Below are 26,365 nucleotides of genomic sequence, written 5' to 3'. Positions count from 1 at the left end.
CATTTTTTCCAATTGACCCTCCCAAAAAGGGGGATTTCTCCTATCTTTGTGCCTGCTTTTGAGGAGGATGTTTCCTTGATTGCGTGAGGGATAGAAGCGGCATCCACACAGCGAAGCGAAGTGGATATAGCGGATAGCCCGACCCCGGCTTTTTCAGACGGGGGCACGCCCAAAAATAAATTATCACCTACTTGCCCTTAAGAAAGGATACAGTGAAGACATATCAGGAATTTAAACAAGTGGATTATCCCGAAATCGGGGAATCTGTATTGAAGTACTGGAAAGAAAACCAGATTTTCGAGCAATCAGTAGCCAACCGTGACGGTGCGGAGACATTTACTTTTTTTGAAGGCCCTCCTTCAGCAAATGGAACGCCGGGAATTCACCACGTAATGGCACGTGCAATCAAAGATGTTTTCTGCCGCTACAAGACCCTTCAAGGTTTCCAAGTGAAGCGTAAAGGGGGTTGGGATACGCACGGCTTGCCTGTGGAATTACAGGTAGAGAAGGAACTCGGTATTACCAAAGAGGATATTGGAAAGAAGATTTCTGTAGAAGAATACAATCAAAAGTGCCGCGAGACGGTCATGCGCTTCAAGAATCAGTGGGATGAGATGACTGAGAAAATCGGTTATTGGGTGGATTTGGACGATCCATACATCACCTTTGAGCCAAACTATATCGAGTCAGTTTGGAGCTTGCTGAAGAAGCTTTACGAGAAAGATCTGATCTATAAAGGCTACACAATTCAGCCCTATTCTCCGGCTGCTGGTACAGGTTTGAGTTCGCACGAACTGAACCAGCCAGGTACATATAAGGATGTCAAAGACACTTCTATCACTGCTCAGTTCAAATTGAAAGGTGAGGAAAATACTTATATCCTAGCTTGGACGACTACCCCTTGGACTTTGCCTGCCAACTCAGCTTTGGCGATCGGTGAGAACTTGGATTATGTGAAAGTGAAGACTTTCAACCCTTATACCTACGATGCCTGCACGGTGATTTTGGCGAAAGCCAGAATGAATGCCTACCTGAATCCAAAAGCAGCTGAGCTGAAATTGGAGGATTACAAAGGCGGTGACAAGTTGATTCCTTTCGAATTAATCGAGGAATTCAAAGGAAAGGACATGCTAGGTTGGGAATATGAGCAACTGTTCCCTATAGCAGGTTTGGCACTTGGGCATCCAGCTTTCACGGTTGTTTCTGGTGACTACGTGACTACGGAAGACGGTACTGGTATCGTCCACCTGGCAAAAGCCTTTGGTGCGGATGACTTTAGAACTTTGGCGCAGAATAATGTGCCTGGTGTATTCGTAAAAGATGAGCAAGGAAAGGATCTTCCGATTGTGGATAAGCAAGGGAAATTCATTTCGATGGTTGGTGAATACTTGGTAGAAAAAGTAGCCGAACATGCGATCACAGCCCACAAAGAATACGGTGTGGATGATTTTTATGTGAAAAACTACACCGAGGATGATGAGAATGCGACGGACTTTAAGAGCACCGATGTAATTATCTCGATCATCCTGAAAAATGAAAATAAGGCTTTTAAGGTAGAGAAATACGAGCACAGTTATCCACATTGCTGGAGAACTGATAAGCCGGTACTTTACTATCCTATGGACAGCTGGTTTATCAAAACCACTGCATACAAGGATAGATTAGTAGAGCTGAACAAGACCATCAACTGGAAGCCTGAGGCAACCGGAACCGGGCGTTTTGGTAATTGGCTGGAAAATCTAGTGGATTGGAACTTGAGTAGATCCCGATTCTGGGGGACGCCACTTCCGATCTGGAGAACTGAGGACGGTAAGGAAGAGCGCTGCATTGGGTCGATAGCCGAACTAGAAAAAGCTATCGAGGAATCTATTGCTAAGGGCTTTATGGAGAAGTCTCCATACGAAGGCCGTGAGCTGGATCTTCACCGTCCATTTGTTGATGATGTGATTTTGGTCTCTGCTTCTGGAGAAAAGATGTTCCGAGAGTCAGATTTGATCGATGTTTGGTTTGACTCTGGAGCTATGCCTTATGCCCAGTGGCATTACCCATTCGAAAACGAAGATATTTTCAACGCAAACTATCCTGCAGATTATATTGCGGAAGGCGTGGATCAAACTCGTGGTTGGTTCTTTACGCTTCATGCGATTGCAGTGATGCTTTTTGATAGCGTGGCTTTCAAAAATGTGATTGCAAACGGACTGGTGCTGGATAAAAACGGCAACAAAATGTCCAAGCGCTTAGGCAATGCAGTAGATCCTTTCAAAACGCTGAAAGAATATGGTCCTGACGCCGTGCGTTGGTACATGCTAAGCAATGCCAATCCTTGGGATAACTTGAAATTCAATCTGGATGGAGTTACTGAGGTGCAACGACGTTTCTTTGGTACACTTCAGAATACCTATAATTTCTTCGCGCTATATGCGAACTTGGATGCTTTTGTCTATGACAAATCCAAAGCAGTTCCAGTGGCAGAGCGTGCTGAGCTAGATCAGTGGATTGTTTCCAAGCTTCAGTCCTTAATCGCTGAAGTGGAAGAAGCGATGGACAATTACGATGCGACCAAAGCTACCCGTGCGATCATGAGTTTCACGGTAGATCAACTTTCCAACTGGTACGTTCGACTGGCTCGTAAGAGATTCTGGAGAGGAGAAATGAATGCTGATAAGCAAGCGGCGTATGAGACCTTGTACGAATCCTTGCTAACACTTACTCAGCTGATGTCTTCATTTGCACCATTCTATTCGGATTGGTTATATCAAAACTTGACTGAATCAGGCTCTGATGCGAAGGCTTCTGTCCACCTTACTGATTGGGTGACTGTAGATGCTGGGCTGATCAATAAAGATCTGGAAGAAAGCATGGAATTGGCGCAGACGATTTCTTCTTTGGTTCACTCCCTGAGAAAGAAAGAGAAGATGAAAGTACGTCAGCCGTTGCAGCGTATCTTGATTCCAATTCTGAAAGAAAAGACCAAAGCTCAGATTTTACATCTAGAGGAGTTGATCAAATCAGAAGTGAATATCAAAGACATAGAATTCATCGATGATGCTTCGGGTATCTTAGTGAAAAATGTGAAGCCTAATCTTCCTGTACTTGGAAAGAAACTAGGTCCAAAAATGCGCTTTGTAGTAGCCGCTATCAACAAGTGGGGACAAGCCGAAATTGCAGAAATAGAGCGTGAAGGTAAAATCTCCGTGGATGTAGACGGCGAAAGTTTAGAGTTACTTTTGGAAGAAGTGTTGATCACTTCTCAGGACATTCCTGGCTGGTCTGTGGCTTCTGATCAAGGTGTGACAGTTGCGCTTGATGTGACCCTTTCCGATGAATTGAAGCAAGAAGGTGTAGCAAGGGATCTTGTAAACCGGATTCAAAACCTACGTAAAGATATGGGGCTGGAGGTTCAGGATAAGATTAACATCAAGATCGCAGACGATAACGAATTGGTGAAAAATGCGCTAGAGTCTTTTGGGGAATATATCCAAACTGAAGTACAGGCGTTAAACTTGGAGCTTTCTCCTTCGTTAGATGGAGCTACGGTGCTTGATATGGATGATTTTGAACTAGCTGTTTTGGTAGAAAAAGCCTGATAGCAAAACGTATATAATGAATAAATACCTGAAATACTTCGGCATTGCTTTATTGGTAATTCTGATAGATCAAGCAGTGAAAATGCTAGTTCATTTTCAAATGGATTTTGGCTCCCCTGGTCAGATTCCGATTTTCGGAGACTGGTTTAAGCTTCATTACACGACCAATCCGGGCATGGCTTTCGGGATGGAGCTAGGCTCCGATTATGGCAAATTACTGCTAACATCTTTCCGATTGGTGGCAATGTGCGGGATCGGATATTACCTATATCATATCATTGAGAAAAAACAACCTAGCTTATATATAGTATGTATAGCGATGATTCTTGGAGGAGCAATCGGTAATTTAGTTGACTCTGTATTTTATGGTGTTTGGTTAAATAATGCTCCTTATAATGCTTCAACTCCATGGTTTCATGGTCAGGTAGTAGATATGTTTTACTTTGACATATGGGAAGGCTATCTACCGGATTGGCTGCCAGTGTGGGGAGGTAGTTACACTGCCCTTTGGCCGATTTTCAATGTGGCAGATGCTGCAATATTTGTCGGTGTGGCTATGATTCTGATCTTCCAGGGAAGGTTTTTTCCTGAAAAGCCTGAAAATACTAACTCAACAAAGGAGGAAGAAGTAAACCAGGTTTCTGAGTAAAAATTCACCTCTTTTTATTAAAAATCCTTCAAGATCATTTAGGGTGATTTTGAAGGATTTTCATGTTTTCATCCAGATAATTGCCATAAATCAAGTTTTTAAGCTGTATTTTTTGTAATTTTCAACTTGCTTTTCCCTTTTTTGGGATCCTTAACCCCGACTTGACTTCTTTTTGCTTAACCCCTAATTATATAGAAGTTATGTCCTTCCGACAATAATATGATAGTAGATGCTGATAAGCCCTTTCAGATAGTTTATTCTATATATAGCCACGAGTCTTTAGGACTTCTTATTGAATCTTTTGTAGTTCAGATAGACCCACAAGGCAGGCTTTCTCTCGCATATCAAAATATTAGCTCCGCAAATGCGAGTGAATTTGATTCTGGTTTAAATAAAACGGATTATGATTTGATAAAAATCATGGATTCTATGAATCCAGAAGTGGTAGTCAAACCATTTATCAAACGTGGAAATATCCGGCCTAAGCAATACCTAGAGAAGATTTTTGACCCGAAAACGGAAGATAAAAAGACGCAGGACTTAATAGAAGAAGTGATTGAGAAGAAGCGGTCGAAAATAATGCCGTTGCTCATAGGCAAGCGACTTTTCGAAATGGGAAGTGATGGAAACCCGGTATGGAAAGAAATTATCGTCAATGCTGAGCGGGCAAGTGTATTATTTCATTTTCACAAAAATGAAGAAAACACGCACTACTGGCCAACGATCAAATACAAGGGAGAGAAATTAGATTGGCAATATAAGAACGGCTATTTTATCAGTAATGAACCTGGTTGGTTGATCGTCAATGGCCAGCTCTTTCACTTCGAAAAAGGAATTGACGGAAAAAAACTTAAGGCTTTTTTAAATAAAAAATTCATCGTCATCGATAAGAGAATTGAGCCAAGCTACTATAAAGGCTTTATGGCTAATCTTATTTCTCAGTTTGATGTGGAGTCAGTTGGATTTGATATTCATATTGAACGTGGCACTCCGGAGGTTTTTATCAACATCTCTGATCTACCTGGAGGAGGTGGAAAGAATCTCTTTGGAGAGGATGGAGAGAAATTGGAAGAGGATAAGATCGTATTTGAACTTCGATTCAAGTACGGAAACATAGATTTCCCGGTGCAGACTCCGAGTTCTGAGAAGCATGGTGCATCAGTAAGGCTGGAGACAGGAGAGGATAGCTATACATTCTACAAGACGATTCGAAGTACTCAAAAAGAAAAAGCATATATAAAGTTACTTCGTGACCAAGGCCTTGAGTTCAAAATGGGAAAGGATGCTTTGCCGAAGACAGAAGCATTTGAGTGGATAGGAGAAAATGAAGATTTTCTGGATATAGAGAAAATCAAAATTGTCCAAAAACCTAATGCTAAAGGCAAGGTTTATAATATTGGAAAGGCTCAAATATCAATCGAAGTCAATGAAAATATTGATTGGTTTGATGTTAAAGCACTGATCAAATTTGGAATTTACTTGGTGCCTTTTGCGAAGCTCAGAAAACTTTTGCTTCAAGGCAAAGCAGAATTTGAATTGCCAAATGGAGAAATTGCTGTGATTCCAGCTTCCTGGTTTGTGGATTACTCGGAGTTATTCAATTTCATGGAAGACCGTGGAGACGAGAACTCCATGGTGCTACGCAAGCACCATCTGGCACTAGCCAGAGAAATGGAGATCGGCAATCTGGTTCAAGTTACTTTAAGCAGAAAATTGGAGAGACTCAGAGATTTTGAGTCAATAGATGAGTATGATCTGCCAAGTGGATTCGATGGAACCCTTCGCCCTTACCAGCATGCCGGTTACAATTGGCTTCGATTCTTAAATGAATTTAAGTTTGGTGGCTGCCTAGCAGATGATATGGGTCTGGGTAAAACTGTGCAGACACTTGCTTTGCTCGCACATGAAATGGAAGCCAACCCAGGTTTGACTTCACTCTTGGTGATGCCAACTTCCCTGATTTATAACTGGGAATTGGAGGCTAGGAAGTTTACTCCAGATCTGAAAATCCTTGTGTATTCCGGTACTCAGCGTATCAAAGATCCGTGGAGATTTGGAGAATATGATTTAGTACTGACATCCTATGGAATAACCAGATTGGACATTGAAGTTCTGAAGGATTTCTATTTCAACTACATCATTTTAGATGAATCCCAGGCAATTAAAAACCCGGGAAGCAATATTGCTGGTGCAGTAAATCAGCTGAAAAGTAAGCAAAAGCTGATTTTGACAGGTACACCAGTAGAAAACAGCACGATGGACCTTTGGTCGCAGATGAACTTCATCAATCCGGGATTACTTGGTAATCAAAATACCTTCAAAAAGCAGTTTTTGCAGCCAATCGAAAAGCAAGGAGATGTGGATAAATCTGCCAAGCTTCATGCGATGATTAAGCCTTTTATTCTTAGAAGATTGAAATCTCAAGTTGCGACAGATCTCCCAGAAAAGATTACCAATGTCAAGTATTCGGACATGACTGCTGCGCAAGAGGAGGTTTACGAAGAGGTGAAAAGCTACTATCGAGAGAAGATCATTTCCGATATCCAGAGTACAGGCAGAAACAATCAGCAGTTTACCTTACTTCGTGGCTTAACCCAACTCCGTCAAATTGCCAATCACCCGAAACTAGTTCGAGATGACTATGAAGGAGAATCAGGAAAGCTGGAAGATGTGACTTACATGCTACAGTCTACCATATCTGAAGGACACAAAGTGCTTGTTTTCAGTCAATTTGTACGGCATTTGGCTATCGTAAAGGAATACTTGGAAGAGCAGGGAATTCCTTATGCATACCTCGATGGCACGACAAAAGACCGTCAAGCGCAGGTGGAGAAATTCCAGGAAAATGAAGACATCAAGGTATTCTTAATCTCACTAAAAGCTGGTGGTGTAGGTCTAAACCTAACAAAAGCAGAATATGTCTTCCTTCTGGACCCATGGTGGAATCCTGCTGTGGAGGCACAGGCGATAGATAGAGCGCATAGAATAGGCCAGGAAAATAAAGTGATCATTTACAAATTCATTACGCGTGGATCAGTAGAGGAGAAAATCATGGCACTTCAGGATCGTAAACTAGCCCTTGCTGGCGAGCTGATAAATACGGAAGAAAGCTTCATGAAGAGTTTGGGGCAAGATGATATTGCCGCATTATTAGAATAAAATATATGATTATCCGCAATGATGCCAGTCACCTTAGATTCTTTGCTTATCAGGTTGGAAGACCGATGACCGAAGACTCCCGCAGTGGCGGGACAGGCAGAAGTGGCCTCAATTCTTAAGTTTAACAGATCTTACATTGCTTTTGCTGTCTTACTGGTAGAAAAGCGGATATACATTATAAAATATTTAGATTTTTATAAAAAGGGCAGAACCATAAATTCTGCCCTTTTTTTATTGGATTGATAGTCAAGAGCATAGAGAATGGTCACATTTAATTAACCATAAATTCTCATTGAAACTTTGTCAATAGCCCGAATATTTTTCTAAATTAAATCACATAGTACCACTACACTACCTGCGCATGCCTAGAGCCAAATCCGATAAAGATCGGAAAATCTTTGTGCTGGATACTTCTGTGATCCTTTACGCACACAACTCCATTATGAACTTTGCCGAGCACGATGTGGTCATCCCAATCACTGTGCTGGAGGAACTTGATCAATTCAAGAAAGGCAATGACACCAAGAATTTTGAAGCCCGTGAATTCATCCGATTACTGGATAAACTTTCGCAGGATCATATGATTCACAATTGGACTCCCCTGAATGGGAAGACCAAGGGGAATTTTAGGGTGCTGATGAATCCAGAGAATCAGATCAACGCCAATGAGATTTTTGGTGAAGAAAAGAATGATCACAAGATTCTAAACTGCGCCTTGTATCTAAAGCAGCACGAAAAAGGCAGAAAAGTAATCTTGGTCAGCAAGGATATTAATCTCCGCCTGAAGGCTAAATCCATTGATTTGCTTGCTGAGGATTATGAAACTGGAAAGATCAAAAATATCGTTGAGCTGGAAAATACCGGGAAATACATTCTGGATAATATTGATCCTGAGCACATCAATAAGCTCTATGATCAGGGCTACGTAGAAGCAAAAACTGTATTGGGAACCCGCAAGAGAAAATCAAATGCCTACTACATTCTAAAAAGTGACAAGAACTCTGTTTTAGCTTATTACAATTCTGATGAAAGCATTCTGGAGCGAGTAGATAAAAAGCTTGCCTACAATATCAAGCCTAAGAATGCTGAGCAAACTTTCGCGCTGCATGCCATCACAAATCCTAATATCCGTCTAGTATCAATTCAAGGTGTAGCTGGAACGGGTAAAACCTTGCTTGCTTTGGCAGGAGCATTGGAACAAAGAAGAGAATACAAGCAGATCTTCTTGGCCAGACCGATCGTACCATTGAGTAATAAGGACATCGGCTATTTACCTGGAGATATCAAGTCCAAGTTGAATCCATATATGGAGCCACTTTGGGACAATTTGAAATTCATCCAAAATCAATACAAGGAAACGGATAAGGAATTTCAGAAAATCACTGAGCTAGTCAATCAGGAGAAGTTGGTGATTCAGCCATTGGCTTATATCCGTGGACGTTCGCTTTCCAATATCTTCTTTATCGTGGATGAAGCGCAGAACTTGACTCCTCATGAGATCAAGACGATTATTTCCAGAGCTGGAGAAAATACCAAGATTATCTTCACTGGAGATGTCTTCCAGATTGATACTCCATACTTAGATTCCCAGTCGAATGGATTGTCTTATCTAATCGACAGAGTAAAAGATCATCCACTTTATGCGCATATCAAGCTCGAGAAAGGAGAGCGATCAGAGCTCGCCAATCTGGCGAATGAGTTATTATAAAAGATTCATTTTAAATTAATCAAAAAGCTGTCTCTTAGGAGCAGCTTTTTGATTATCAAGGCTCTAATTTTTCCATAAAACTAAATTCCCATCTACGCTGGGTGATGACCCCCTTGTCACCAAAATCATATACAGCTAAATAGTAAGGACTAAAATCCGCGTGGATCAATGTTTCTTCACCTGTATTGAGATCTACGCTATATATTCCATCTATTAAATAACTGTGATTACTTTTATGAGTTTTGTGGTAGATAAACTTTCCGTTTGAAACTTTAAATTTTAGGAATAGGTGGACATACCCTAAATCAGATGGCTTTGTTTCAAATAATTTCTGGCCACCTTTATAAACGAACATTTTTCGATAGGAAAACGCATCTTCCCGTGGTAGAATATCTAGATAGAACTCAAAACCGTTCTCGTCTTCATATAGAAAGATAGATTCCTCACCAGTCTCTGGAATAGGATTTAAACTTAAATCGTTTGATTCAATGTAGTAATCCCCAACAATAAAGCGCTCAAAGTTATCTTCACGAACGAAATTTTGTATTTCTCCTAAGTTTACATTTTCCCCGGATTTAACATCTATTGCTTTTTGAGAATAAAGTGTTGGTTCAGATGTGTTTACTATCATTTTTCCATCTATGATTCTAGAAACTCTCCCATAGCTCGAAGAGTAATCTCCTATAATTGTGGAGATTTTGCTATGGATATCCATTTTTCTGAGAAAGGATCTATCAGGATGTGCAGGGTCGTAAGGCTCATTCGGAAGCCCAGTGAAAATAAATTCATGATCAGATGCAGCTCGGATCAAGTTTCCATAGATTTCACTTTTAGAGAAAAATGTATCCATGGATTGGTTTCTCAAATCAATTCTATTAATACTAAATTCATTACCACTGAAATCACTTACAAACAAAAAGTCTCTGGAAGGACTAAAATCATAATCAACCATTCGATCAAATTCAGCTATTGGTCGAAAAGAAAATGCTTCTGCAAAAATGTGTTTATAAGGAGGTAATTGGTATGTAAATCTAGTATTTGGAATACTATAATCCACAGCTTCCACTAGGAAGTAGTATTCCTCCTCAGTGTCAAATTTATATGGAACACTGACTGCTAGCTTTTCCTGCGTATTAAAATCGGAAGTAGTGAAATCGGCTTGACTTAAGGTATCCTCACCCGACATCAGGAAAATAGTTTTGAATTGAAAGCGGTCGATTCTATCAAATTGGAAGTTGATTACAGAATCAGACTTTGGAATAGTATGAAAAGTCAATTCATCCTGCAGTCGGACATATTCTATCGGATCAGGATTGGGTGTGAGAGGTGAGGGATCTTCCTCACAAGAGCTCAATGCAAGGGCTAAAATGGTAGCGATTCCGAGGATCCGATAAATGTGCAGTCGCATGGTAGGATAGTTAGTTGAGGTAAAATACGGATTTATAACTGTTTTGTTAGTCTACCCTTGTAATTTTTTAATTTAGGTAGCTAAAAAAATAACCAAAATCAGCAGCTGTGCGGATAAATTATTACGGTTTCTGTTAAAATACTTCCCTTGGGAAATGATCTAAAGACTAGTGCATTGTTGGTGTTTCCAATCCAAATCTTGCAATTGAGCAATTAATAGCTTCAATGCACACATAAATCAGTTTAGGAAATTTTTTAAATCACCAATTGAAAATTTCTCCACTAAATTGTAACCCTCTGTTTTATAAACAATTGTCCATCTCTGGGTTTCAGGTGTTCACAACCGTACAGCAAATTTGCTTTGATATTAGGCATTTCCCTGATTATCATCATCTTACAATTTTGGGTCGCTTTTTGGCATATAGAGGATATAGAAATTAAACCAACTTATTACTGCCATGATTACTTCACTATTTTCCCAAAAAAACATTTGTGCTGCATTGGGCTTGGTAATGGCGCTCACCATTGTTTGGCAAGCTAAAGTAGAAACAAATCTCGCAAAGCATACTGCCCTTATTGACTATACTGAACCAACTTACAATACTGGCAAATCATCTAATTCGGACAATGAAAAAGTCTATGAATTCAAAAAAATAAGGACCGCTGATGCAGTCCTCTGATAATCTTACTGGGTGAAATTCCCATAACGAATACTCGTAAGGGTAGATTTGGTTGATTGGTTAATCGAAAGAGGTGGGTGATAACCCACCTTTTTGTTTTTAACTTTCTGTGATGGTACTTAGTTTTGCTAGAAAACTATTGTAATACTGCCTTCCGACCTGCACCATCGATCCAGAGCGAAGCGTAATTTCTTTAGTATTGAAGCTCTCTATTTGTCCCAATTGAACAATGAATGACTTTTGTACTCTTAGGAATAACTGAGAAGGAAGAATCTCCTCTATTTCCTTCATGGACTTCCTAATATTGTAGTCTCTATTTTTGGTGAATATTGTAACCATATTTCCATTGGCCTCCACATAATAGATATCTTCATAAGATACACGCTCAAAAGCATTATCCGCTTTGATAAAGACCGCATCAGTTACCAAAAACGGGCTATCGCTAGCTGCACTAACTGTAGCAGTTTCTGTGGTAGGTTTGGTGCGTTTGTTATAGAGAACGATCTCCACAATGGCATGAATGTCATTTGTATTGAAAGGCTTCACAATAAATCCAGCTGGATTAATTCTTTTAGCCCGTTCGATGATTGTAGGATCTGAGTAGGAAGTCACATAAACCAATGGTGCATCTACCATTTGCTTTACGATTTCTCCTAGTTCTATTCCATCCTTATCGCCTTTGAGTTTGATGTCCATGAAAATCAAATCCGGACGATATTTCTTGATGATTTTAATGCATTGATTTGCAGAGTTTGCAATGTCTGTATTGACATATCCCAGGAGTTCTAATATTTCCTGAATGTTCTCTGCGATACTGATATCGTCTTCGACGATTAAGATCCGCTCTTCTTTCATAAGATGGTGGCAGATGATGCGTTTTAGTGTGAAAAGTAAATTATCATGCTATTCCAAGCAATTACTCTCTATTTACAGAATTTATCTCTGAAATCAAATGCTTTTTATTGGATATGAAAGTTTTAAAGGCTCATCATTTCTTTGAATCGTGCCGCTTGCCTTCTGCTGACCTCAATTCTATCACCACCTCTTAAAGTCACTACAAGGCCTCCATTGAACCAGGGTTCTATACCTTCTACCCAACCAAGGTTGATGATATGCTTTCGACTTGCTCTGAAAAAAGATTTCTCATCCAAACGCTCATCCAGCGCATTTAGTGATTTATGAATCATTGGCTTAAAGTTATCAAAGTACACTTTGATGTAATTGCCATCTGATTCAAATAAGCGCACATTGGATAATCTTACAAACCAGCATCTATCTCCATCTTTTACAAAAACTTGATCTTCAAGCGTTAACTTTTTTTGATTTTGACTGGAAGTAGATTCCTCACTCTTGGAATAGCCTTCTATTTTACTTTGAAGCTTTGTAATTGCCTCTTCAAGTCGTTTGGGCTCAATAGGTTTCAACAGATAATCGAGTGCATTTACCTGAAATGCTTTCAAGGCATACTCATCATAGGCTGTAGTAAATATTACATGGGGCACATTGTCCAATTCTTCCAATAGCTCAAACCCAGTTTTTTCTGGCATCTGAATATCTAAAAAAATAACATCAGGATTTAATTGATCAATTTTTTCCTTGGCATCATCAACGTTTACTGCCTCGCCTACTACTTCTACACTTTCAAGCTGATTTAAGAGGGTGATCAGTTCTTTACGTGCTAATCTTTCATCATCTATTACAATGGCTCGCATTTTTCTTGAGTTTGTTATTCGAATGTAACTTTTTGTTTCGGAATCTTAATTTCTGTAATAACGAACTGAATTCCTGAGTTGAAGATACGGAAGCTTGCTTTATCTCCATATATCAACTTCAGTCTTTGTACAGTATTACTTAATCCGTGCCCTTGTTCATCTTGGGAATTCAATGTGGGCTGATGGGTAAGCTGTCCGCTATTCTTAACTTGAATATACAGATCATCGTTCAAACCTTCCCTACACTTGATTTCAATCGTCCCCCCTTTCACTAGATTGGAAACCCCATGCTTTATTCCATTTTCCACGATCGTCTGCAACATCATAGGTGGGATTTTATAGCTAAAAGCCTCATCTTCTATGTGGTACACTACGTTTAGCCTTTCCTCAAAACGAATGGATTCAAGTTCTAAGTAGTCTTTTACCGTATTGAGTTCATCCCCAAAATCAATGGTTTGTTTCTTATCCATCATCAAGGAAAAGCGCAACATATTGGAAATTCTAGTAATGGCAGTTTTAGCTTTTATAGGATCTTCATCCACCAATGCTCGTACGCTATTCAGCGCATTGAAAATAAAATGCGGATTGAGCTGACTTTTAAGGTGATTAAGTCTGATTTCATTGATTTTAGCCTCATACTTCAGTGTGGTATTGTAATTATCCAAAAAGTGAACTAAGAAGTAAATAACAAACCAAAGCGCGAATATCAGGAATGCCAAAAATATGTTAGACAAAATCACCAATACCTTAAAATCCTCAGAGGGATTAAGAATGCCAAAGGCAATATTAATAAGAATTTGCGCTACAAAATTGGCAAGAGAAAGTGCCACAATAGCAAGGAAAGACTGAAACAATAGCTGAGGAATACTTAGCTTAAACCAGTTGTATTCTTTGACTACATGGCGAAGGAAATGTGATGAAATAAGATTGGTAACAGCAAGTACAATAAATGCCCAAACCTGAACCGAAGAAATTTCGCCCGTCAAAGTGGCTAAGGCAATAGTGACCAAGGCGAATCCACCCCAACCTAATATCTGCAAAAACCAATAAAGCCTAATTCTGTTCATAATCGCCCAAAGATAAATAACAGAGTTGTGGCCTTTTTTATAATTTGATAAAAGGAGGATACCCTTGATTATTCCCCTTGTTAGCTATTTAATTCCATTTTCAGGAATTTACCAGTGTAGCTGTTTTTAGTAGCTGCTACTTTTTCTGGAGTGCCTTGTACTACGATTGTTCCGCCTTTGTTTCCACCTTCAGGTCCCAGGTCCACAATGTAATCAGCCATTTTGATCACATCCATATTATGCTCAATGATCAACACCGTATTGCCTTTTGCCACCAATCCATTAACTACCAGCATCAACAATTCAATATCCTGAAAATGAAGCCCAGTGGTAGGTTCATCAAGGATATAAAACGTCTTTCCTGTATCTTTTTTAGATAGCTCGGTCGCCAACTTCACCCGCTGAGCTTCTCCACCAGATAGCGTAGTAGCATGCTGCCCAAGGGTGATGTAGCCCAACCCCACATCATTTAGTGTTTTGATTTTCCTAAGGATTTTCGGAAGCTTATCGAAAAACTCCACTGCTTGTTCCACAGTCATATCCAACACATCAGAAATCGATTTGCCTTTGTATCGGATTTCTAGCGTCTCCCGATTGTAACGTTTCCCTTTGCAAGTTTCGCAGGGCACATGCACGTCTGGAAGGAAATCCATCTCTATCAGCTTCATTCCTGCGCCTTCACAGTCTTCACATCTTCCACCTTTTACATTAAAAGAAAAGCGACCTGGTTTATAACCTCGGATTTTTGCTTCAGGAAGCTCGGTGAAAAGTGTGCGAATATCTGAGAAAACTCCAGTGTATGTAGCAGGATTTGACCTTGGAGTTCTGCCTATTGGGGACTGATCTACTTCTATTACCTTATCCAAATGCTCCAAACCTTCCACACTTTTGTATGGCATCGGGTTTTTCTTCGAATGATAGATTTGCTGATTGAGTATTGGATAAAGCGTCTCGTGAATGAGTGTACTTTTCCCACTTCCTGAAACTCCAGTGATGCAAATCAAGGTCCCCAGTGGAAGTTTAAGGTCAATATTTTTAAGATTATTGCCTGTAGCACCCTTTATTACTAGTGTTTTTTCTTTTCCGCTTCTACGTTCTTTAGGTACTGGCAGGCCAATCTTTCCAGCAAGGTATTTTGCTGTAAGTCCGTCTGTTTTCAATATCTCAGCAGGCGTTCCATCTGAAACAATATGACCTCCATGTCTACCAGCACCTGGCCCCATATCTAATACATAGTCAGATGCAAGCATCATGTCTTTGTCGTGCTCTACCACTAAAACAGAATTACCCAAATCTCTTAGGCTTTGAAGCGCTTGAATTAATTTTTCATTATCGCGCTGATGGAGACCAATACTCGGTTCATCCAAAATATAAAGTACACCAACCAATTGGGTACCTATTTGAGTAGCTAATCTGATCCGCTGAGCTTCTCCGCCAGAGAGTGTTCGAAGCGGCCTATTCAGAGAAAGGTAATCCAAGCCAATATCGAGCAGAAAGCCAATTCTCTTACGAATTTCTTTGAGAACCTCAGCAGCAATCACATTTTGTTTGTCAGAAAGCCTAGATTCCAAGCCTTCAAACCACTCTCCTAAAGACCGAATATCCATCACCGCCAATTGACCAATGTGCGTATCATCAATTTTGATATGAAGAGCCTCTTGCTTTAGCCTATAACCATGACAATCAGGACAAGTTTGAGTGATAGTGAACTCGCTGACCCAATCTTGAATTTTGTCAGAACTACCTTCCTGATATTTCTTCAAAAAGTTAATAATGCCTTCGAACGTTGTGTGCCATTTGGTGCCCGGGTGTTTAACAGAATCTACAGCAACTTCAATTTTATCCCCACTGAGGAGGATATCGACCACATTTTCTGGCAAATTCTTAATTGGCGTACTCATGCTGCACTTATAGTGCTTGAGAATAGCTTCTATCTTCTTGAAAATCCAAATATCCCGGTATTCACCCAGCGGTGCAATTCCGCCTCGGGTGATACTTAATGTCGGGTCTGGGATAATACTTTCTCGCGTGATTTCTTCTGTTATCCCTAAGCCATTACAAGTAGGGCATGCTCCATAGGGACTGTTAAATGAAAATGTATTTGGAGCTGGTTCTTCGTAGGAAAGGCCTGTCTCTGGATCCATTAGGTACTTAGAGAAATGGTGAATTTCACCTTCTTCATCCCGAATCATGATCACCCCTTTGCCATGCTGCAAAGCTGATTTAAGAGATTGGGTAATTCTAAATCGATCGGATTCTTCAGCTACTATTCTATCAATAACAATCTCAATATCGTGGATTTTATAGCGGTCCACCTGCATTTTGGGAACCATCTCCATCACTACGCCATCCACTCGTACTTTTGAAAAACCCATTTTCCGGATTTGTTCAAATAGCTCACGATAATGGCCCTTTCTTCCTTTTACCACAGGGGCAAGGATGTAAAGTTTCTTGTTTAAAAAATTCTCAAACAGTAAATCGATAATCTGATCTTCTGTCTGACGAACCATCTTTGTTCCAGTCAAATAGGAATATGCCTCGCCTGCTCTCGCATAAAGCAGACGCATAAAATCATAAATTTCAGTAACGGTACCAACGGTAGAGCGAGGGTTTTTAGACGTTGTCTTTTGCTCGATGGCAATGACAGGGGAAAGCCCGTTAATTTTGTCAACATCGGGACGCTCCATTCCACCGAGAAAAGATCTCGCATAAGCCGAAAACGACTCCATGTACCTTCGTTGACCTTCAGCATAAATCGTGTCGAAAGCGAGAGAGCTCTTACCACTACCACTAAGACCGGTAATTACCACCAATTTATTTCGGGGGATTTTCAGGTCTAGATTTTTAAGATTATGCTCTCGGGCTCCAAATATCTCTATGTATTCTTCCTGTGCAGGAGTGACTTGACTCATATAATCGGCGGGCAATTTTAGACGGCGAAGGTACGAAATTTCAGCTGCACGAGGCAGTAAAGTTCAAAGAGTATAACCAGAGTTGGGAGGATTGGTTCAATGAATTGACAGACTTTGTCGGGTATTGCTTATTCTCTTTCTTGAAAAGAACCGACTTACCTTTTTCAACAAATTATTCCGGTAATGTGATCTCATACGTTTTACCTCGCTTTACATTGAGGTCTTTGTCACGCAGCCAAGGATTATACAACTTCAATTCCTTGTAATTACTTCCCTGCTGCTTGGCCCAGTGGGCAAGATTTTTAATGTCAGCATTTACGCTCACCGTTTTAAAACTTGGGTTTTGGTAATAATCTGACTCCCTCAAATGAAAACCAAATTCTCCTGGGTTTTCAAAGATTACTTTGAAAGCGAGTATTCTAAAGAGGTACCTGCTCGTTTCATCATTCAGGTATAGATCATAGTAGTTTTTAGCCAATTGATCCTCTTGTCTCCGGGAAAAGCCAGCCTGCCCCATGTTATAACTTGCTGCCACTGCTGTCCAATCACCAAACCTATTATGAGCTTTATTGAGGTATTTTGATGCAGCAAGCGTAGCTTTTTCAAGATTATATCGCTCATCTACATCTTTGGATACTTCTAGTCCATATTCTTTACCCGTTGATTCCATTATCTGCCAAAAACCTTTTGCTCCAGCCGGCGAGGCTACATTCATTAGGGCAGATTCAGCCATTGCCAAGTATTTGAAGTCATCGGGAATTCCATTTTTTTTCAACATTTCTTCAATTTCGGGAAGAAATTTACTTGAGCGCTTCATTAGCAAAATTATATTTGATTGCCAATAGGCATTCACATAAATCTCTCGCTCCAATCTCTCTTTTACATCTTCTATTTCCAGCGGAACTTTTTCTCCAGCAAAAGTCAACTCAGTAGGAATATTAAATAACCGAACTGTGTCTCTAGAAGCAAGAGGCATGGATTGTAATAGTTGAACATTCGCTACGCTGGGTTCTGAGCTTAATTCTGCGGGTGTTTTCCAGATTGCATATCCAGCCATACCCAGACAAATAAAAACTAAAACATACAGGGGTAGTAATTGAGGCTTATTCATGCAATAAAGATGTAGAATTAGAAGTTTGGACTTAATAAATACTTGCCATAAAAATCATCGATTACTTTCACAGCTTCCGTTTCATCTTCTACTACAGAGAACAGATCTAAATCTTCCTCATTAATATAGTGATGACTTAGCAATGATTTTTTGATCCAATCAACCAGTCCAGTCCAGTATTCCTTCCCTACCAGCACGATAGGAAACTTCCCGATCTTGTTAGTCTGAATTAACGTCAAGGCTTCAAAAAATTCATCCATGGTGCCAAATCCACCCGGAAGCACCACAAATCCCTGAGAATATTTCACAAACATTACTTTTCTCACAAAAAAGTAATCAAAGGTGATCAACTTATCTCTATCAATATAAATGTTGTCAAACTGTTCAAAAGGCAGAACGATATTTAATCCCACAGACTTACCTCCTTCAGAATGAGCTCCCTTATTACCTGCTTCCATGATCCCTGGACCGCCACCTGTGATAACTCCATATCCATGGCGAACGAGCTTTGCAGCGATTTCTTCTGCCATTTTATAATGATGATGGTCCCTAGGAGTTCGAGCAGATCCAAAAATAGATACACAAGGGCCAATTTTGGCAAGTTTCTCAAAGCCTTCCACGAATTCAGACATCACTTTGAAGATTGCCCATGAATCAGCACTTTTTATTTCATTCCAATCCCGCTCTTTGAATGCTTGGCGGATCTTATCTTCTTCATTTTGATTTTCTATACTGCTCATACGCTTGTTTTTAATAAAGAAAACGATCTCTGCGCTGAAATGGACAGGGAAAGTAGCACTATTAAGCTTTGAGAAAGCTAATTACCTGATGCTCAATATAAAAAAATAGTAGCTCTCGAGAATCAATCGACTAAGACTGGTGTATTTTTGCGCCACAATTTGAAATATTGAGATGAATCTCGCTGAAAAATCTCAAGCTACACTGGACGTGTTCGGTGAGCTAGAGTCAGAAACAAAGCAATTTGTATCTGAGAGTGGATTAGGCTGTGTGTCAGGATGTGGTTTTTGCTGTGCAAATCCCAAAGTACCAGCTTCCCCGTTAGAATTTCTGCCATTGGCCTTTGACCTCTATGCCAAAGGCTTGGCCGAATCAACTTTAGAATCACTCGATAGCCTCGAGGAAGGTGCTAGCTGTGTGATTTATAGACCTCAATCCGCAGACGGTAAACAAGGTTTTTGTGGCAATCACAGCAAAAGAGGAATGATCTGCCGCCTATTTGCAGCCTCGGCCCGAAAAACCAAGTATGGCAAAAAAGACCTCATTATCTGCAAAGTTCTAAAGGAAGAGAAGACTGCGGAGTTTCAAAATACAAGCGAAAGAATTAACATGGACATGGAGATTCCGCTTGCTACTGCATTCTATAGCCGATTAGATGAGATAGATCAGTCTCTTTGTCAGCAATTCACAATTAATGAGGCAATCGCCTTTGCATTGGAATTAGTTTTGAGATATAAATTCTACGAGGAGCAGGAAGTTGATGTGGTTGCATAATTTTTTTGCTCCTTTCAATTCAAGTATATTGTGTTCTATTTGAAGAATAATATCTCACAAATTTTTAATTATGCTAAAAATCGGAGAAATAGTACAGACAGTCAAAGGGATAGTTGAGACCAAAATTGACATGGTCAAACTGGACATTCAAGATCAGTTTGCGAGTGTATTATCAAGAATGATTTTCTTGATATTGATGGGAGGCAGTCTCCTGCTGGTTCTTTTATTCTTGAGTTTATCTTTGGCATTTTTCTTAAGCCAATATTTTGAATCTCCTCATATGGGGTTCTTGCTTGTAGGATTACTTTACTTACTAGTTCTTTTGATTTTATTTTTGGCTAGAGATCATGATCCCACACAAGAAAAAATACAAAAGGGAATGAAGAGCTTTGTTTTTAGGACTAGATTATTCAAAAAGCTTAAGGGAGATGAATAAGGACTTGAAAAATAAGGAAAAGGAGCTTGAGCAAACGCTAGCACGACAATTAGAATTGTTTAAAGCTGAATCTGGAGATTGGATAAAAGTAGGGGGCATGGTGGTTGCCGGTGGTTTGATAGCCTTAGCAATTGTACAAACTCGTAAAAAACGCAGAGACCGGAAAACAGATGAGGCTCTAGAAGTACTCGAACGAGAAGGTTTGCTTACGAAGGAAATTGAGAAAAAACTTACAGAAGGCTCTAAATCATCTTTTTGGCCTAGCATAGGACAAAGATTATTTATTTTAGGGCTCGCTTTTGCAAAAGAGAAATTTCTTCCAAATCTATTTGCTACTCATTCAGAAGATGTCACAACTGAAGAAGAAAGTCAGTAAAATTCTTAAGGACCTTAATAGCTCAGGTACCAAAGGACTGGCTTGGTTAGTTGACCCAGACAAAATTATCAACCCTACGCTTTTCAAAGAAAAATTTGACTGGGTTAAGGATTCTTATTTGGATTTGATTTTTGTGGGTGGAAGCACGCTTAGTCGGGATAATTTTCGGGAGGTAGTCCTCTCTGTGAAACAAATCGCCGGAGAAATCCCTGTAGTAATTTTTCCTGGATCCCAAATGCAGCTTGCGGAGGAGGCAGATGCTATTTTATTTCTTTCACTTATTTCAGGTAGAAACCCCGAATACTTAATCGGACAACAAGTCTTAGCTGCGCCTATCATTAAAAAAATGAAGTTGGAGCCTCTTCCTACCGCCTACATGCTGGTAAATGAGGGTGAAATCACTAGTGTACAGTATGTGACTCAAACAATTCCTTTACCTAATTCTAAGCCTAATCTTGCTAAAGCAACAGCCCTTGCAGGCCACTATTTAGGAATGAAGTATTTCTATATGGATGCCGGGAGTGGGGCCAAATCACCCGTGTCACCCGCAGTGATAAAAGCAGTAAAATCGGTAACCAAAAAACCAATTATTGTCGGCGGAGGATTGGATTCATTAGAAAAAGTGAGAAATGCCTACGAAAGCGGGGCTGACCTGTTGGTGATAGGTAATGCAATAGAAAAAGACCCTAGCTTTTTAGCTAAGGTCTTAGATTATAAGGTGCTTCTAAACTTGTCGTTAAACGTTAATTAGCGACTCTCTTCTTCTCATTTTTCCGGCTGGAACTCCATACATCATTTTAAATCTACGGCAGAAATAAGCTGTGTCTTTGTAGCCAACTTCTTTGCCTATGTCTCTGATGGATTTTTTAGTAGTTCTCAAGAGCTCCACTGCTGCTTCCATACGCTGGTATTCGATATAGTCCTGGGGATTAATTCCAGTAAGCATTTTGAAATACTGACCAACGTAGTCTTCAGAAACATTGGCAACTTTAGCGAGAATCTTATTGGATAAATCACCTCCCAAGTTAGTCTTGATAAAATTGAACAAATCAATCAATCGTGGGTCTTTGAAGTAAGTAGCATTGGTTGAAAGTTCTTCGAGAAACAACCTGTTTTTGAGAATGTGACGAAGTAGCTCGATGACTAGTAATTCCGTGTGGGATTTCAGCGCTCGCTCTTTACCGACGTTACTGACTTCCACTTCTTTCATCAGATCCTCAATTATTGTCGCCAAACGATCGTTAAACCGAATAATAAATGGAGGAATATCCAGTGAATTAAAAAAGTTTACTACATCAAAGACTTTAGATTCAAAACCAAGAATAGAAATACAATCGTCTTCTGTACTTTTTATATCCCTGAAACTAATACTCTGCAAGTACTTTCTCTTATTCTCCTGAAATTGCTCTTTAGAGATTTCACCTTTTTTTGACCCTCCTCCCAATGTAAGTTTGGTTTTTTGATCCGCAGGCAAAAAGAGTACTTCTCCTTCGTTAAGTAATTCTTGGTCCTCTCCAAACTTAAGTGTACCATGGTGAAGTAGAATCAACGTATTATCAGATTCAGCATAATCATTTACTGAAATAGGTTTTTCGACGCTGAAGTTACTCCCTCTAATGAACCTCACATTGACCGATTCGATCACCTTGTTGTAATATTCCATGAATAATTATTAAAAAAACAGAATAACAAAAATATAATTTTATTAATGAATATTCATAGGTTTTGTATAGATGGTGTTAAAAAAACAAAAAAGGGTATAGTTTTATTTAACTATACCCTTTTCTGAATAAAATAGTTTTTACCGGAGAATACCTCGGGATATGACTATTTTCTGAATTTCCGAAGTGCCTTCATAAATCTGGGTGATTTTAGCGTCCCTCATCAGTCGTTCTACATGGTACTCTCTCACATATCCATAACCTCCATGTATCTGAACAGCTTCAATACTCACGTCCATCGCTACCTGGGATGCGTAGAGTTTGGCCATGGCAGAGGCGTGAGAGTAATCTTGTCCTTGATCTTTGAGCCAGGCTGCTTTGTACACCAAAAGTCTAGCTGCTTCTATTGTAGTAGCCATATCAGCTAGTTTAAATTGTATAGCCTGGTGCTGACTGATTGGCTTACCAAATGTCTTTCGCTCTTTGGAATACGCCAAAGCAAACTCATAAGCTCCTGCTGCAATTCCAAGTGCCTGTGCAGCAATTCCAATCCTGCCTCCATTTAAGGTTTCCATAGCGTATTTGAAACCAAATCCTTCGTCACCGATTCGATTCTCGACTGGCACTTTCACATCAGTAAACATCAATGAGGTGGTGTCGGAAGCCCTGATCCCAAGTTTATCTTCTTTATGACCTGAAGTAAAACCTTCCCAGCCTTTTTCAACAATAAAAACGGAAATTCCTTTGTGCCCTTTGCTATGATCCGTTTGGGCAAAAACTAAGTAGGTATCAGCTTTTGATCCATTCGTAATCCAGTTTTTAGTTCCATTCAAGATGTAGTGGTCCCCATCTAAATAAGCTTCTGTTTTCTGCGAAGTAGCATCCGATCCTGCTTCTGGCTCCGAAAGCGCAAAAGCTCCCAGCTTCTGACCTGATGCTAGAGGCTTAAGATATTTCTCCTTTTGGGCTTCGGAAGCATATTTTTCCATTCCCCAGCATACTAAGGAATTATTTACAGACATGACTACTGATGCTGAGGCATCAATCTTAGATAGTTCTTCCATCGCAATGACGTATGAAACAGTATCCATTCCACCTCCACTATATTTTGGATCGACCATCATTCCCATGAAGCCGAGTTCTCCCATTTTTTTGATTTCTTCTACTGGAAATCTGCATTCAATATCTCGTTCTATTACTCCTGGAAGTAATTCATTTTTAGCAAAATCTCTCGCAGCTTCTTGGACTGCGCGATGCTCTTCTGTTAATTCAAAATGCATAATTATCTCTTTGGGTTTAGCTATCTGCATTGAATATATGGCAAAAAAAAAAGAGGGACAATCTTTGCCCCTCTTCCAAAATTTTATTTGATCTGTATCAATCCCGATTACCAAAGAAGACGAAAATGTAATAAGCTAAAGTGGCCATAGAAGCTAATGCTGCCACCACGTAGGTCATTGCAGCCCATTTAAGCGCATCTTTGGACATGGTATATTCATCAGGGGTAACAATATTTCTAGTTTTGATCCAAGCCAAAGCCCGATTACTCGCATCAAACTCTACTGGCAAGGTTACAATAGTGAAAAGTGTCATTATGCTATATGCACCTACAACAATAAAACCAACCCATTCGTAAGGTAGGCCTAAAGCAAATCCGCCAAATAAAGAAGCAATCAAGACAATATTCAGGATCTTTCCAGCACTGTTTTGAAGCGGGACAAGCGTCGACCTCAGGTTAAGCCAAGTATAGGATGTGGCATGTTGTACAGCGTGTCCACACTCATGGGATGCAACTGCAGCGGCAGCAGCATTTCTTCCATAATACACATCAGGGCTTAGATTTACAGTTTTGTTTGCAGGATTATAATGGTCTGTCAACTGACCCTCTACAGCATGAACCTGGACATCTGAGATGTTGTGGTCAGCAAGCATCAGCTTAGCGATTTCTGCTCCGGACAAGTTGGCCTTAAGGGCAACTTGTGAGTATTTAGCAAATTTACTTTTGAGTTTTCTACTTACCACAAATCCGGCAATGGCGAAAACGACTACAATTAAGATAAGTATCATAAGATATAATGTTAGCAGAGTTGATTACGTGTTATACTTCTTCAGGTTTAATCCAAGAGGGTAATTTTATCATAATTAACCAACTTATAAGTCCTGCACCTAATACAAGAAGAACCTGTGTACCGTGGATAATAGCTGCAAATATTTTTCCATCTATTTCCGATATACCTAACTGTATCAAAATGAAGGCCACTAGCGCATGAAAGGTACCTATACCACCTTGGACAGGCGCTACCATGCCAATACTGCCCATTACCATGACTAACAGGACTTCTCCAGGAGACAAATTGGCAGTACTTGGTATTCCAAAAGCAATCGTGTACATAGTTAAAAAATAAATCATCCAGAGTAGAATTGAGCTGATCCAAAATCCGGCAGGGTTGGCCAGAGTCCCTATTCGTTTGAGACCAGAAAGGATTTCTCTGAAAAAATGTTGCAGTTTATTGATTAGTCCATGATCACGAAATCTCTTAAGAATATAGATAACCAAAAGCAAAAGAATTGCTAACCCTCCTATGACTATGGGAAGATTTGAAACTAACTGTTCAGCCAAAGTATCAATCGAAATAAGCTGACTGGCAAGGTTTAAAAACAACTCTTGTTCGACAAGAAATGCTAACAAAATTACCGAAACAAGGCAAAGCAAATCAACACTGCGCTCCACGATGACAGTACCTATCAAATACCCTACAGAAATTCCATTCGTCCGGGTGAGTACACCACATCGGGCTACTTCTCCAGCCCGGGGAATAAGCATATTGACTAGATTACCAATCATTACTGCATGATAAGCACGGGAAACTGAGACCTTCTTACCTTCTTCCGCATCAATCAGTAGGGTCCACCGCCAACTTCTCACTAGGTATCCGAGCATTGAAATAGACAGCGATAACACTATCCAAGCCCAATTACTTGTTTTGATCTGGTCAATAAGAGAATCAAAGGCTATATCCTTATACAAAAACCAAAAAATCCAGATCGCAATTCCTAATGAAATTACTACCTGGATAAATTGCTTGATGTATTTTGGACCCATCAGATGAGTTTATTTTGCTCGTCTGGGAAAATCAATACGGGCTTGTATTTTTTAGCTTCCTCTACTTCCATTCCTGCATAAGAAATGATGATTACAACATCTCCCACCTGAGCTTTTCGCGCAGCAGGGCCATTGAGGCATACTTGCCCAGACCCTCTTTCGCCAGTGATGACGTACGTTTCCAATCGTTCGCCATTATTTACATTGACGATTTGAACTTTCTCATTTTCAATTAGATTCGCTGCATCCATCAGATCTTCATCGATGGTAATTGAGCCTACGTAGTGCAATTCTGCCTGGGTAATTTTCACCCGGTGAATTTTGGATTTCAGTACCTGAATTTGCATTGGTTTAATTTTGCCGCAAAATTAAGGAATTATTGGAAGGTTGTCGATTAATCTGATTTTTCCTAGATAGGCCGCAATACAAATTGAAGACTTTTGTTTTGCATCAAACGCTGAATATCTTGTAAAACTCTCAGGATGAATCAGTTCGAAATATTCCAAACTAGCCAAAGGCATTTCCTCAAAATCGTGATTAATGTGATTCTGGACCTCAAACCATGGCTTACTAGCTAAAAGTTCCTGCTTTGCCTTTTCCAAACTGTTAATTAAAATCAATGCTTGCTTTCTTTCTTCGGAGGAAAGACGCAGATTTCTAGATGACATGGCTAGTCCATCATTCTCTCTTTTGGTAGGCACTATTACCAACTGGACATCCATTGACAAGTCTTTGACTAATCGCTTAATGATTCCTGTTTGCTGTAGATCTTTCTGACCAAAGAAGGCTTTATGAGGCCGGATTATATTAAATAATTTGGAAACAATAATCCCGACTCCGTTAAAGTGGCCTGGCCGAAAAGCGCCTTCCAAGACATTCTCCAGGTCCCCAAAATTAATGCTCAGTTCAGGTTTTTCAGGATAAATTGTTTCTGTTTTTGGCAGGAAAACAAAGTCCACATTTTCTTTCCTAAGTTTATCCAAATCTTCGTTTATCGTAGTTGGATAATTGTCATAATCTTCCTGATTATTGAATTGTGTAGGGTTTACAAAGATGGAAACGACTACAATATCCGTTTCTGACTTGGCTTTTCTTACTAAGTCAAGATGGCCTTCATGAAGTGCGCCCATCGTTGGGACCAAACCTATCGTTTTATCGCTTTTAAGGGAATTAAGCCAGTATTTTTGCCAATCGGCGCCAGTATAGACTATATGCACTGGAAGAGGGTTTAGTATGGGTAAATAGGGGCAAATGTATATTATTATTCAACAAAACAAGGCTATTA

Annotated in this window: 22 protein-coding genes; 9 read left to right on the top strand and 13 right to left on the bottom strand. The window is 39.8% G+C overall.

The annotated features are described in order from the left end of the window. The first annotated feature begins 212 nt into the window (after nucleotides 1-212). The 4 genes from ileS (at nucleotide 213) to QOL76_RS05635 (ending at nucleotide 9,103) form a co-directional block, all read left to right on the top strand. A complete protein-coding gene (ileS, locus tag QOL76_RS05650) occupies nucleotides 213-3,587 on the top strand; it encodes an isoleucine--tRNA ligase (RefSeq protein ID WP_283412538.1) in 3,375 nt (1,124 codons plus the stop codon). 16 nt (nucleotides 3,588-3,603) lie between these two features. Further along, complete coding sequence (locus QOL76_RS05645) at nucleotides 3,604-4,236, top strand: lipoprotein signal peptidase (protein WP_283412057.1); 633 nt, start codon at nucleotides 3,604-3,606, stop codon at nucleotides 4,234-4,236. A gap of 219 nt (nucleotides 4,237-4,455) precedes the next feature. Further along, nucleotides 4,456-7,395 carry a DEAD/DEAH box helicase gene (locus QOL76_RS05640; protein ID WP_283412056.1) on the top strand — a complete coding sequence of 980 codons (2,940 nt, stop codon included), beginning with the start codon at nucleotides 4,456-4,458 and terminating at the stop codon, nucleotides 7,393-7,395. Between the two features lie 361 nt (nucleotides 7,396-7,756). After that, the gene (locus QOL76_RS05635) at nucleotides 7,757-9,103 is read left to right on the top strand and encodes a PhoH family protein (protein WP_283412055.1); all 1,347 of its coding nucleotides are present in this window, start codon (nucleotides 7,757-7,759) and stop codon (nucleotides 9,101-9,103) included. A gap of 55 nt (nucleotides 9,104-9,158) precedes the next feature. Here the strand turns inward: QOL76_RS05635 and QOL76_RS05630 are convergent, their stop codons facing one another. After that, nucleotides 9,159-10,511 (bottom strand): hypothetical protein, encoded by a 1,353-nt coding sequence (locus QOL76_RS05630; protein ID WP_283412054.1) that lies wholly within the window; start codon nucleotides 10,509-10,511, stop codon nucleotides 9,159-9,161. A gap of 457 nt (nucleotides 10,512-10,968) precedes the next feature. Here QOL76_RS05630 and QOL76_RS05625 point away from each other — a divergent pair, with 457 nt between their 5' ends. Further along, nucleotides 10,969-11,190 (top strand): hypothetical protein, encoded by a 222-nt coding sequence (locus tag QOL76_RS05625; RefSeq protein ID WP_283412053.1) that lies wholly within the window; start codon nucleotides 10,969-10,971, stop codon nucleotides 11,188-11,190. A gap of 99 nt (nucleotides 11,191-11,289) precedes the next feature. Here the strand turns inward: QOL76_RS05625 and QOL76_RS05620 are convergent, their stop codons facing one another. The 6 genes from QOL76_RS05620 to QOL76_RS05595 all read right to left on the bottom strand — a co-directional run bounded on the left by QOL76_RS05620 (nucleotide 11,290) and on the right by QOL76_RS05595 (nucleotide 18,732). Further along, nucleotides 11,290-12,045 carry a LytR/AlgR family response regulator transcription factor gene (locus tag QOL76_RS05620; protein ID WP_283412052.1) on the bottom strand — a complete coding sequence of 252 codons (756 nt, stop codon included), beginning with the start codon at nucleotides 12,043-12,045 and terminating at the stop codon, nucleotides 11,290-11,292. A gap of 122 nt (nucleotides 12,046-12,167) precedes the next feature. Continuing rightward, nucleotides 12,168-12,902 (bottom strand): LytR/AlgR family response regulator transcription factor, encoded by a 735-nt coding sequence (locus tag QOL76_RS05615; RefSeq protein WP_283412051.1) that lies wholly within the window; start codon nucleotides 12,900-12,902, stop codon nucleotides 12,168-12,170. A 14-nt stretch (nucleotides 12,903-12,916) separates the two neighbouring features. Beyond that, complete coding sequence (locus QOL76_RS05610) at nucleotides 12,917-13,969, bottom strand: sensor histidine kinase (RefSeq protein WP_283412050.1); 1,053 nt, start codon at nucleotides 13,967-13,969, stop codon at nucleotides 12,917-12,919. Nucleotides 13,970-14,049: 80 nt separating this feature from the next. After that, nucleotides 14,050-16,881, bottom strand: a complete 2,832-nt coding sequence (gene uvrA / locus QOL76_RS05605; RefSeq protein ID WP_283412049.1) for an excinuclease ABC subunit UvrA — start codon at nucleotides 16,879-16,881, stop codon at nucleotides 14,050-14,052. A gap of 172 nt (nucleotides 16,882-17,053) precedes the next feature. After that, complete coding sequence (locus QOL76_RS05600) at nucleotides 17,054-17,992, bottom strand: lytic transglycosylase domain-containing protein (protein WP_283412048.1); 939 nt, start codon at nucleotides 17,990-17,992, stop codon at nucleotides 17,054-17,056. A gap of 17 nt (nucleotides 17,993-18,009) precedes the next feature. Next, complete coding sequence (locus tag QOL76_RS05595) at nucleotides 18,010-18,732, bottom strand: LOG family protein (RefSeq protein WP_283412047.1); 723 nt, start codon at nucleotides 18,730-18,732, stop codon at nucleotides 18,010-18,012. Between the two features lie 172 nt (nucleotides 18,733-18,904). Between QOL76_RS05595 and QOL76_RS05590 the strand changes: the two genes are divergently transcribed. The 4 genes from QOL76_RS05590 to QOL76_RS05575 all read left to right on the top strand — a co-directional run bounded on the left by QOL76_RS05590 (nucleotide 18,905) and on the right by QOL76_RS05575 (nucleotide 21,067). Continuing rightward, on the top strand, nucleotides 18,905-19,504 hold the full coding sequence (locus QOL76_RS05590; RefSeq protein ID WP_283412046.1) for a YkgJ family cysteine cluster protein: 600 nt from the start codon (nucleotides 18,905-18,907) through the stop codon (nucleotides 19,502-19,504). Between the two features lie 70 nt (nucleotides 19,505-19,574). Beyond that, entirely contained in the window at nucleotides 19,575-19,940 is a 366-nt protein-coding gene (locus QOL76_RS05585; RefSeq protein WP_283412045.1) for a phage holin family protein, read from the top strand. Next, the gene (locus tag QOL76_RS05580) at nucleotides 19,933-20,316 is read left to right on the top strand and encodes a hypothetical protein (protein WP_283412044.1); all 384 of its coding nucleotides are present in this window, start codon (nucleotides 19,933-19,935) and stop codon (nucleotides 20,314-20,316) included. Before QOL76_RS05585 ends, QOL76_RS05580 begins: the two co-directional genes overlap by 8 nt. Next, a complete protein-coding gene (locus QOL76_RS05575) occupies nucleotides 20,288-21,067 on the top strand; it encodes a phosphoglycerol geranylgeranyltransferase (protein ID WP_283412043.1) in 780 nt (259 codons plus the stop codon). The genes QOL76_RS05580 and QOL76_RS05575 overlap by 29 nt, the downstream gene beginning before the upstream one ends. On the opposite strand, the gene QOL76_RS05570 is transcribed toward QOL76_RS05575, so the two are convergent. The 6 genes from QOL76_RS05570 to panC all read right to left on the bottom strand — a co-directional run bounded on the left by QOL76_RS05570 (nucleotide 21,053) and on the right by panC (nucleotide 26,297). Further along, nucleotides 21,053-21,979, bottom strand: coding sequence for an AraC family transcriptional regulator (locus QOL76_RS05570; RefSeq protein ID WP_283412042.1), 927 nt, complete (start codon nucleotides 21,977-21,979; stop codon nucleotides 21,053-21,055). The two genes, QOL76_RS05575 and QOL76_RS05570, sit on opposite strands and share 15 nt — an antisense overlap. A gap of 138 nt (nucleotides 21,980-22,117) precedes the next feature. Then, entirely contained in the window at nucleotides 22,118-23,257 is a 1,140-nt protein-coding gene (locus QOL76_RS05565) for an acyl-CoA dehydrogenase (RefSeq protein WP_283412041.1), read from the bottom strand. A 97-nt stretch (nucleotides 23,258-23,354) separates the two neighbouring features. Continuing rightward, the gene (locus QOL76_RS05560; protein WP_283412040.1) at nucleotides 23,355-24,044 is read right to left on the bottom strand and encodes a zinc metallopeptidase; all 690 of its coding nucleotides are present in this window, start codon (nucleotides 24,042-24,044) and stop codon (nucleotides 23,355-23,357) included. A gap of 31 nt (nucleotides 24,045-24,075) precedes the next feature. After that, nucleotides 24,076-25,080 carry a lysylphosphatidylglycerol synthase transmembrane domain-containing protein gene (locus QOL76_RS05555; protein WP_283412039.1) on the bottom strand — a complete coding sequence of 335 codons (1,005 nt, stop codon included), beginning with the start codon at nucleotides 25,078-25,080 and terminating at the stop codon, nucleotides 24,076-24,078. Then, entirely contained in the window at nucleotides 25,080-25,427 is a 348-nt protein-coding gene (gene panD, locus QOL76_RS05550; protein ID WP_283412038.1) for an aspartate 1-decarboxylase, read from the bottom strand. Before panD ends, QOL76_RS05555 begins: the two co-directional genes overlap by 1 nt. Nucleotides 25,428-25,448: 21 nt before the next feature. Beyond that, a complete protein-coding gene (gene panC / locus QOL76_RS05545; protein ID WP_283412037.1) occupies nucleotides 25,449-26,297 on the bottom strand; it encodes a pantoate--beta-alanine ligase in 849 nt (282 codons plus the stop codon). Nucleotides 26,298-26,365: the final 68 nt, after the last annotated feature.

Source organism: Algoriphagus winogradskyi (assembly GCF_900182815.1).
GTDB lineage: Bacteria > Bacteroidota > Bacteroidia > Cytophagales > Cyclobacteriaceae > Algoriphagus > Algoriphagus winogradskyi.
Note: the sequence above shows the minus strand (reverse complement) of the source record. Positions and strands in the feature narration are given on the sequence as shown.

Coding starts and splice junctions, on each gene's coding strand:
- QOL76_RS05645 (WP_283412057.1), top strand. CDS start 3,604: ATGAATAAATACCTGAAATACTTCGGCATTGCTTTATTGGTAATTCTG.
- QOL76_RS05640 (WP_283412056.1), top strand. CDS start 4,456: ATGATAGTAGATGCTGATAAGCCCTTTCAGATAGTTTATTCTATATAT.
- QOL76_RS05635 (WP_283412055.1), top strand. CDS start 7,757: ATGCCTAGAGCCAAATCCGATAAAGATCGGAAAATCTTTGTGCTGGAT.
- QOL76_RS05630 (WP_283412054.1), bottom strand. CDS start 10,511: ATGCGACTGCACATTTATCGGATCCTCGGAATCGCTACCATTTTAGCC.
- QOL76_RS05625 (WP_283412053.1), top strand. CDS start 10,969: ATGATTACTTCACTATTTTCCCAAAAAAACATTTGTGCTGCATTGGGC.
- QOL76_RS05620 (WP_283412052.1), bottom strand. CDS start 12,045: ATGAAAGAAGAGCGGATCTTAATCGTCGAAGACGATATCAGTATCGCA.
- QOL76_RS05615 (WP_283412051.1), bottom strand. CDS start 12,902: ATGCGAGCCATTGTAATAGATGATGAAAGATTAGCACGTAAAGAACTG.
- QOL76_RS05610 (WP_283412050.1), bottom strand. CDS start 13,969: ATGAACAGAATTAGGCTTTATTGGTTTTTGCAGATATTAGGTTGGGGT.
- uvrA (WP_283412049.1), bottom strand. CDS start 16,881: ATGAGTCAAGTCACTCCTGCACAGGAAGAATACATAGAGATATTTGGA.
- QOL76_RS05600 (WP_283412048.1), bottom strand. CDS start 17,992: ATGAATAAGCCTCAATTACTACCCCTGTATGTTTTAGTTTTTATTTGT.
- QOL76_RS05595 (WP_283412047.1), bottom strand. CDS start 18,732: ATGAGCAGTATAGAAAATCAAAATGAAGAAGATAAGATCCGCCAAGCA.
- QOL76_RS05590 (WP_283412046.1), top strand. CDS start 18,905: ATGAATCTCGCTGAAAAATCTCAAGCTACACTGGACGTGTTCGGTGAG.
- QOL76_RS05585 (WP_283412045.1), top strand. CDS start 19,575: ATGCTAAAAATCGGAGAAATAGTACAGACAGTCAAAGGGATAGTTGAG.
- QOL76_RS05580 (WP_283412044.1), top strand. CDS start 19,933: ATGAATAAGGACTTGAAAAATAAGGAAAAGGAGCTTGAGCAAACGCTA.
- QOL76_RS05575 (WP_283412043.1), top strand. CDS start 20,288: ATGTCACAACTGAAGAAGAAAGTCAGTAAAATTCTTAAGGACCTTAAT.
- QOL76_RS05570 (WP_283412042.1), bottom strand. CDS start 21,979: ATGGAATATTACAACAAGGTGATCGAATCGGTCAATGTGAGGTTCATT.
- QOL76_RS05565 (WP_283412041.1), bottom strand. CDS start 23,257: ATGCATTTTGAATTAACAGAAGAGCATCGCGCAGTCCAAGAAGCTGCG.
- QOL76_RS05560 (WP_283412040.1), bottom strand. CDS start 24,044: ATGATACTTATCTTAATTGTAGTCGTTTTCGCCATTGCCGGATTTGTG.
- QOL76_RS05555 (WP_283412039.1), bottom strand. CDS start 25,080: ATGGGTCCAAAATACATCAAGCAATTTATCCAGGTAGTAATTTCATTA.
- panD (WP_283412038.1), bottom strand. CDS start 25,427: ATGCAAATTCAGGTACTGAAATCCAAAATTCACCGGGTGAAAATTACC.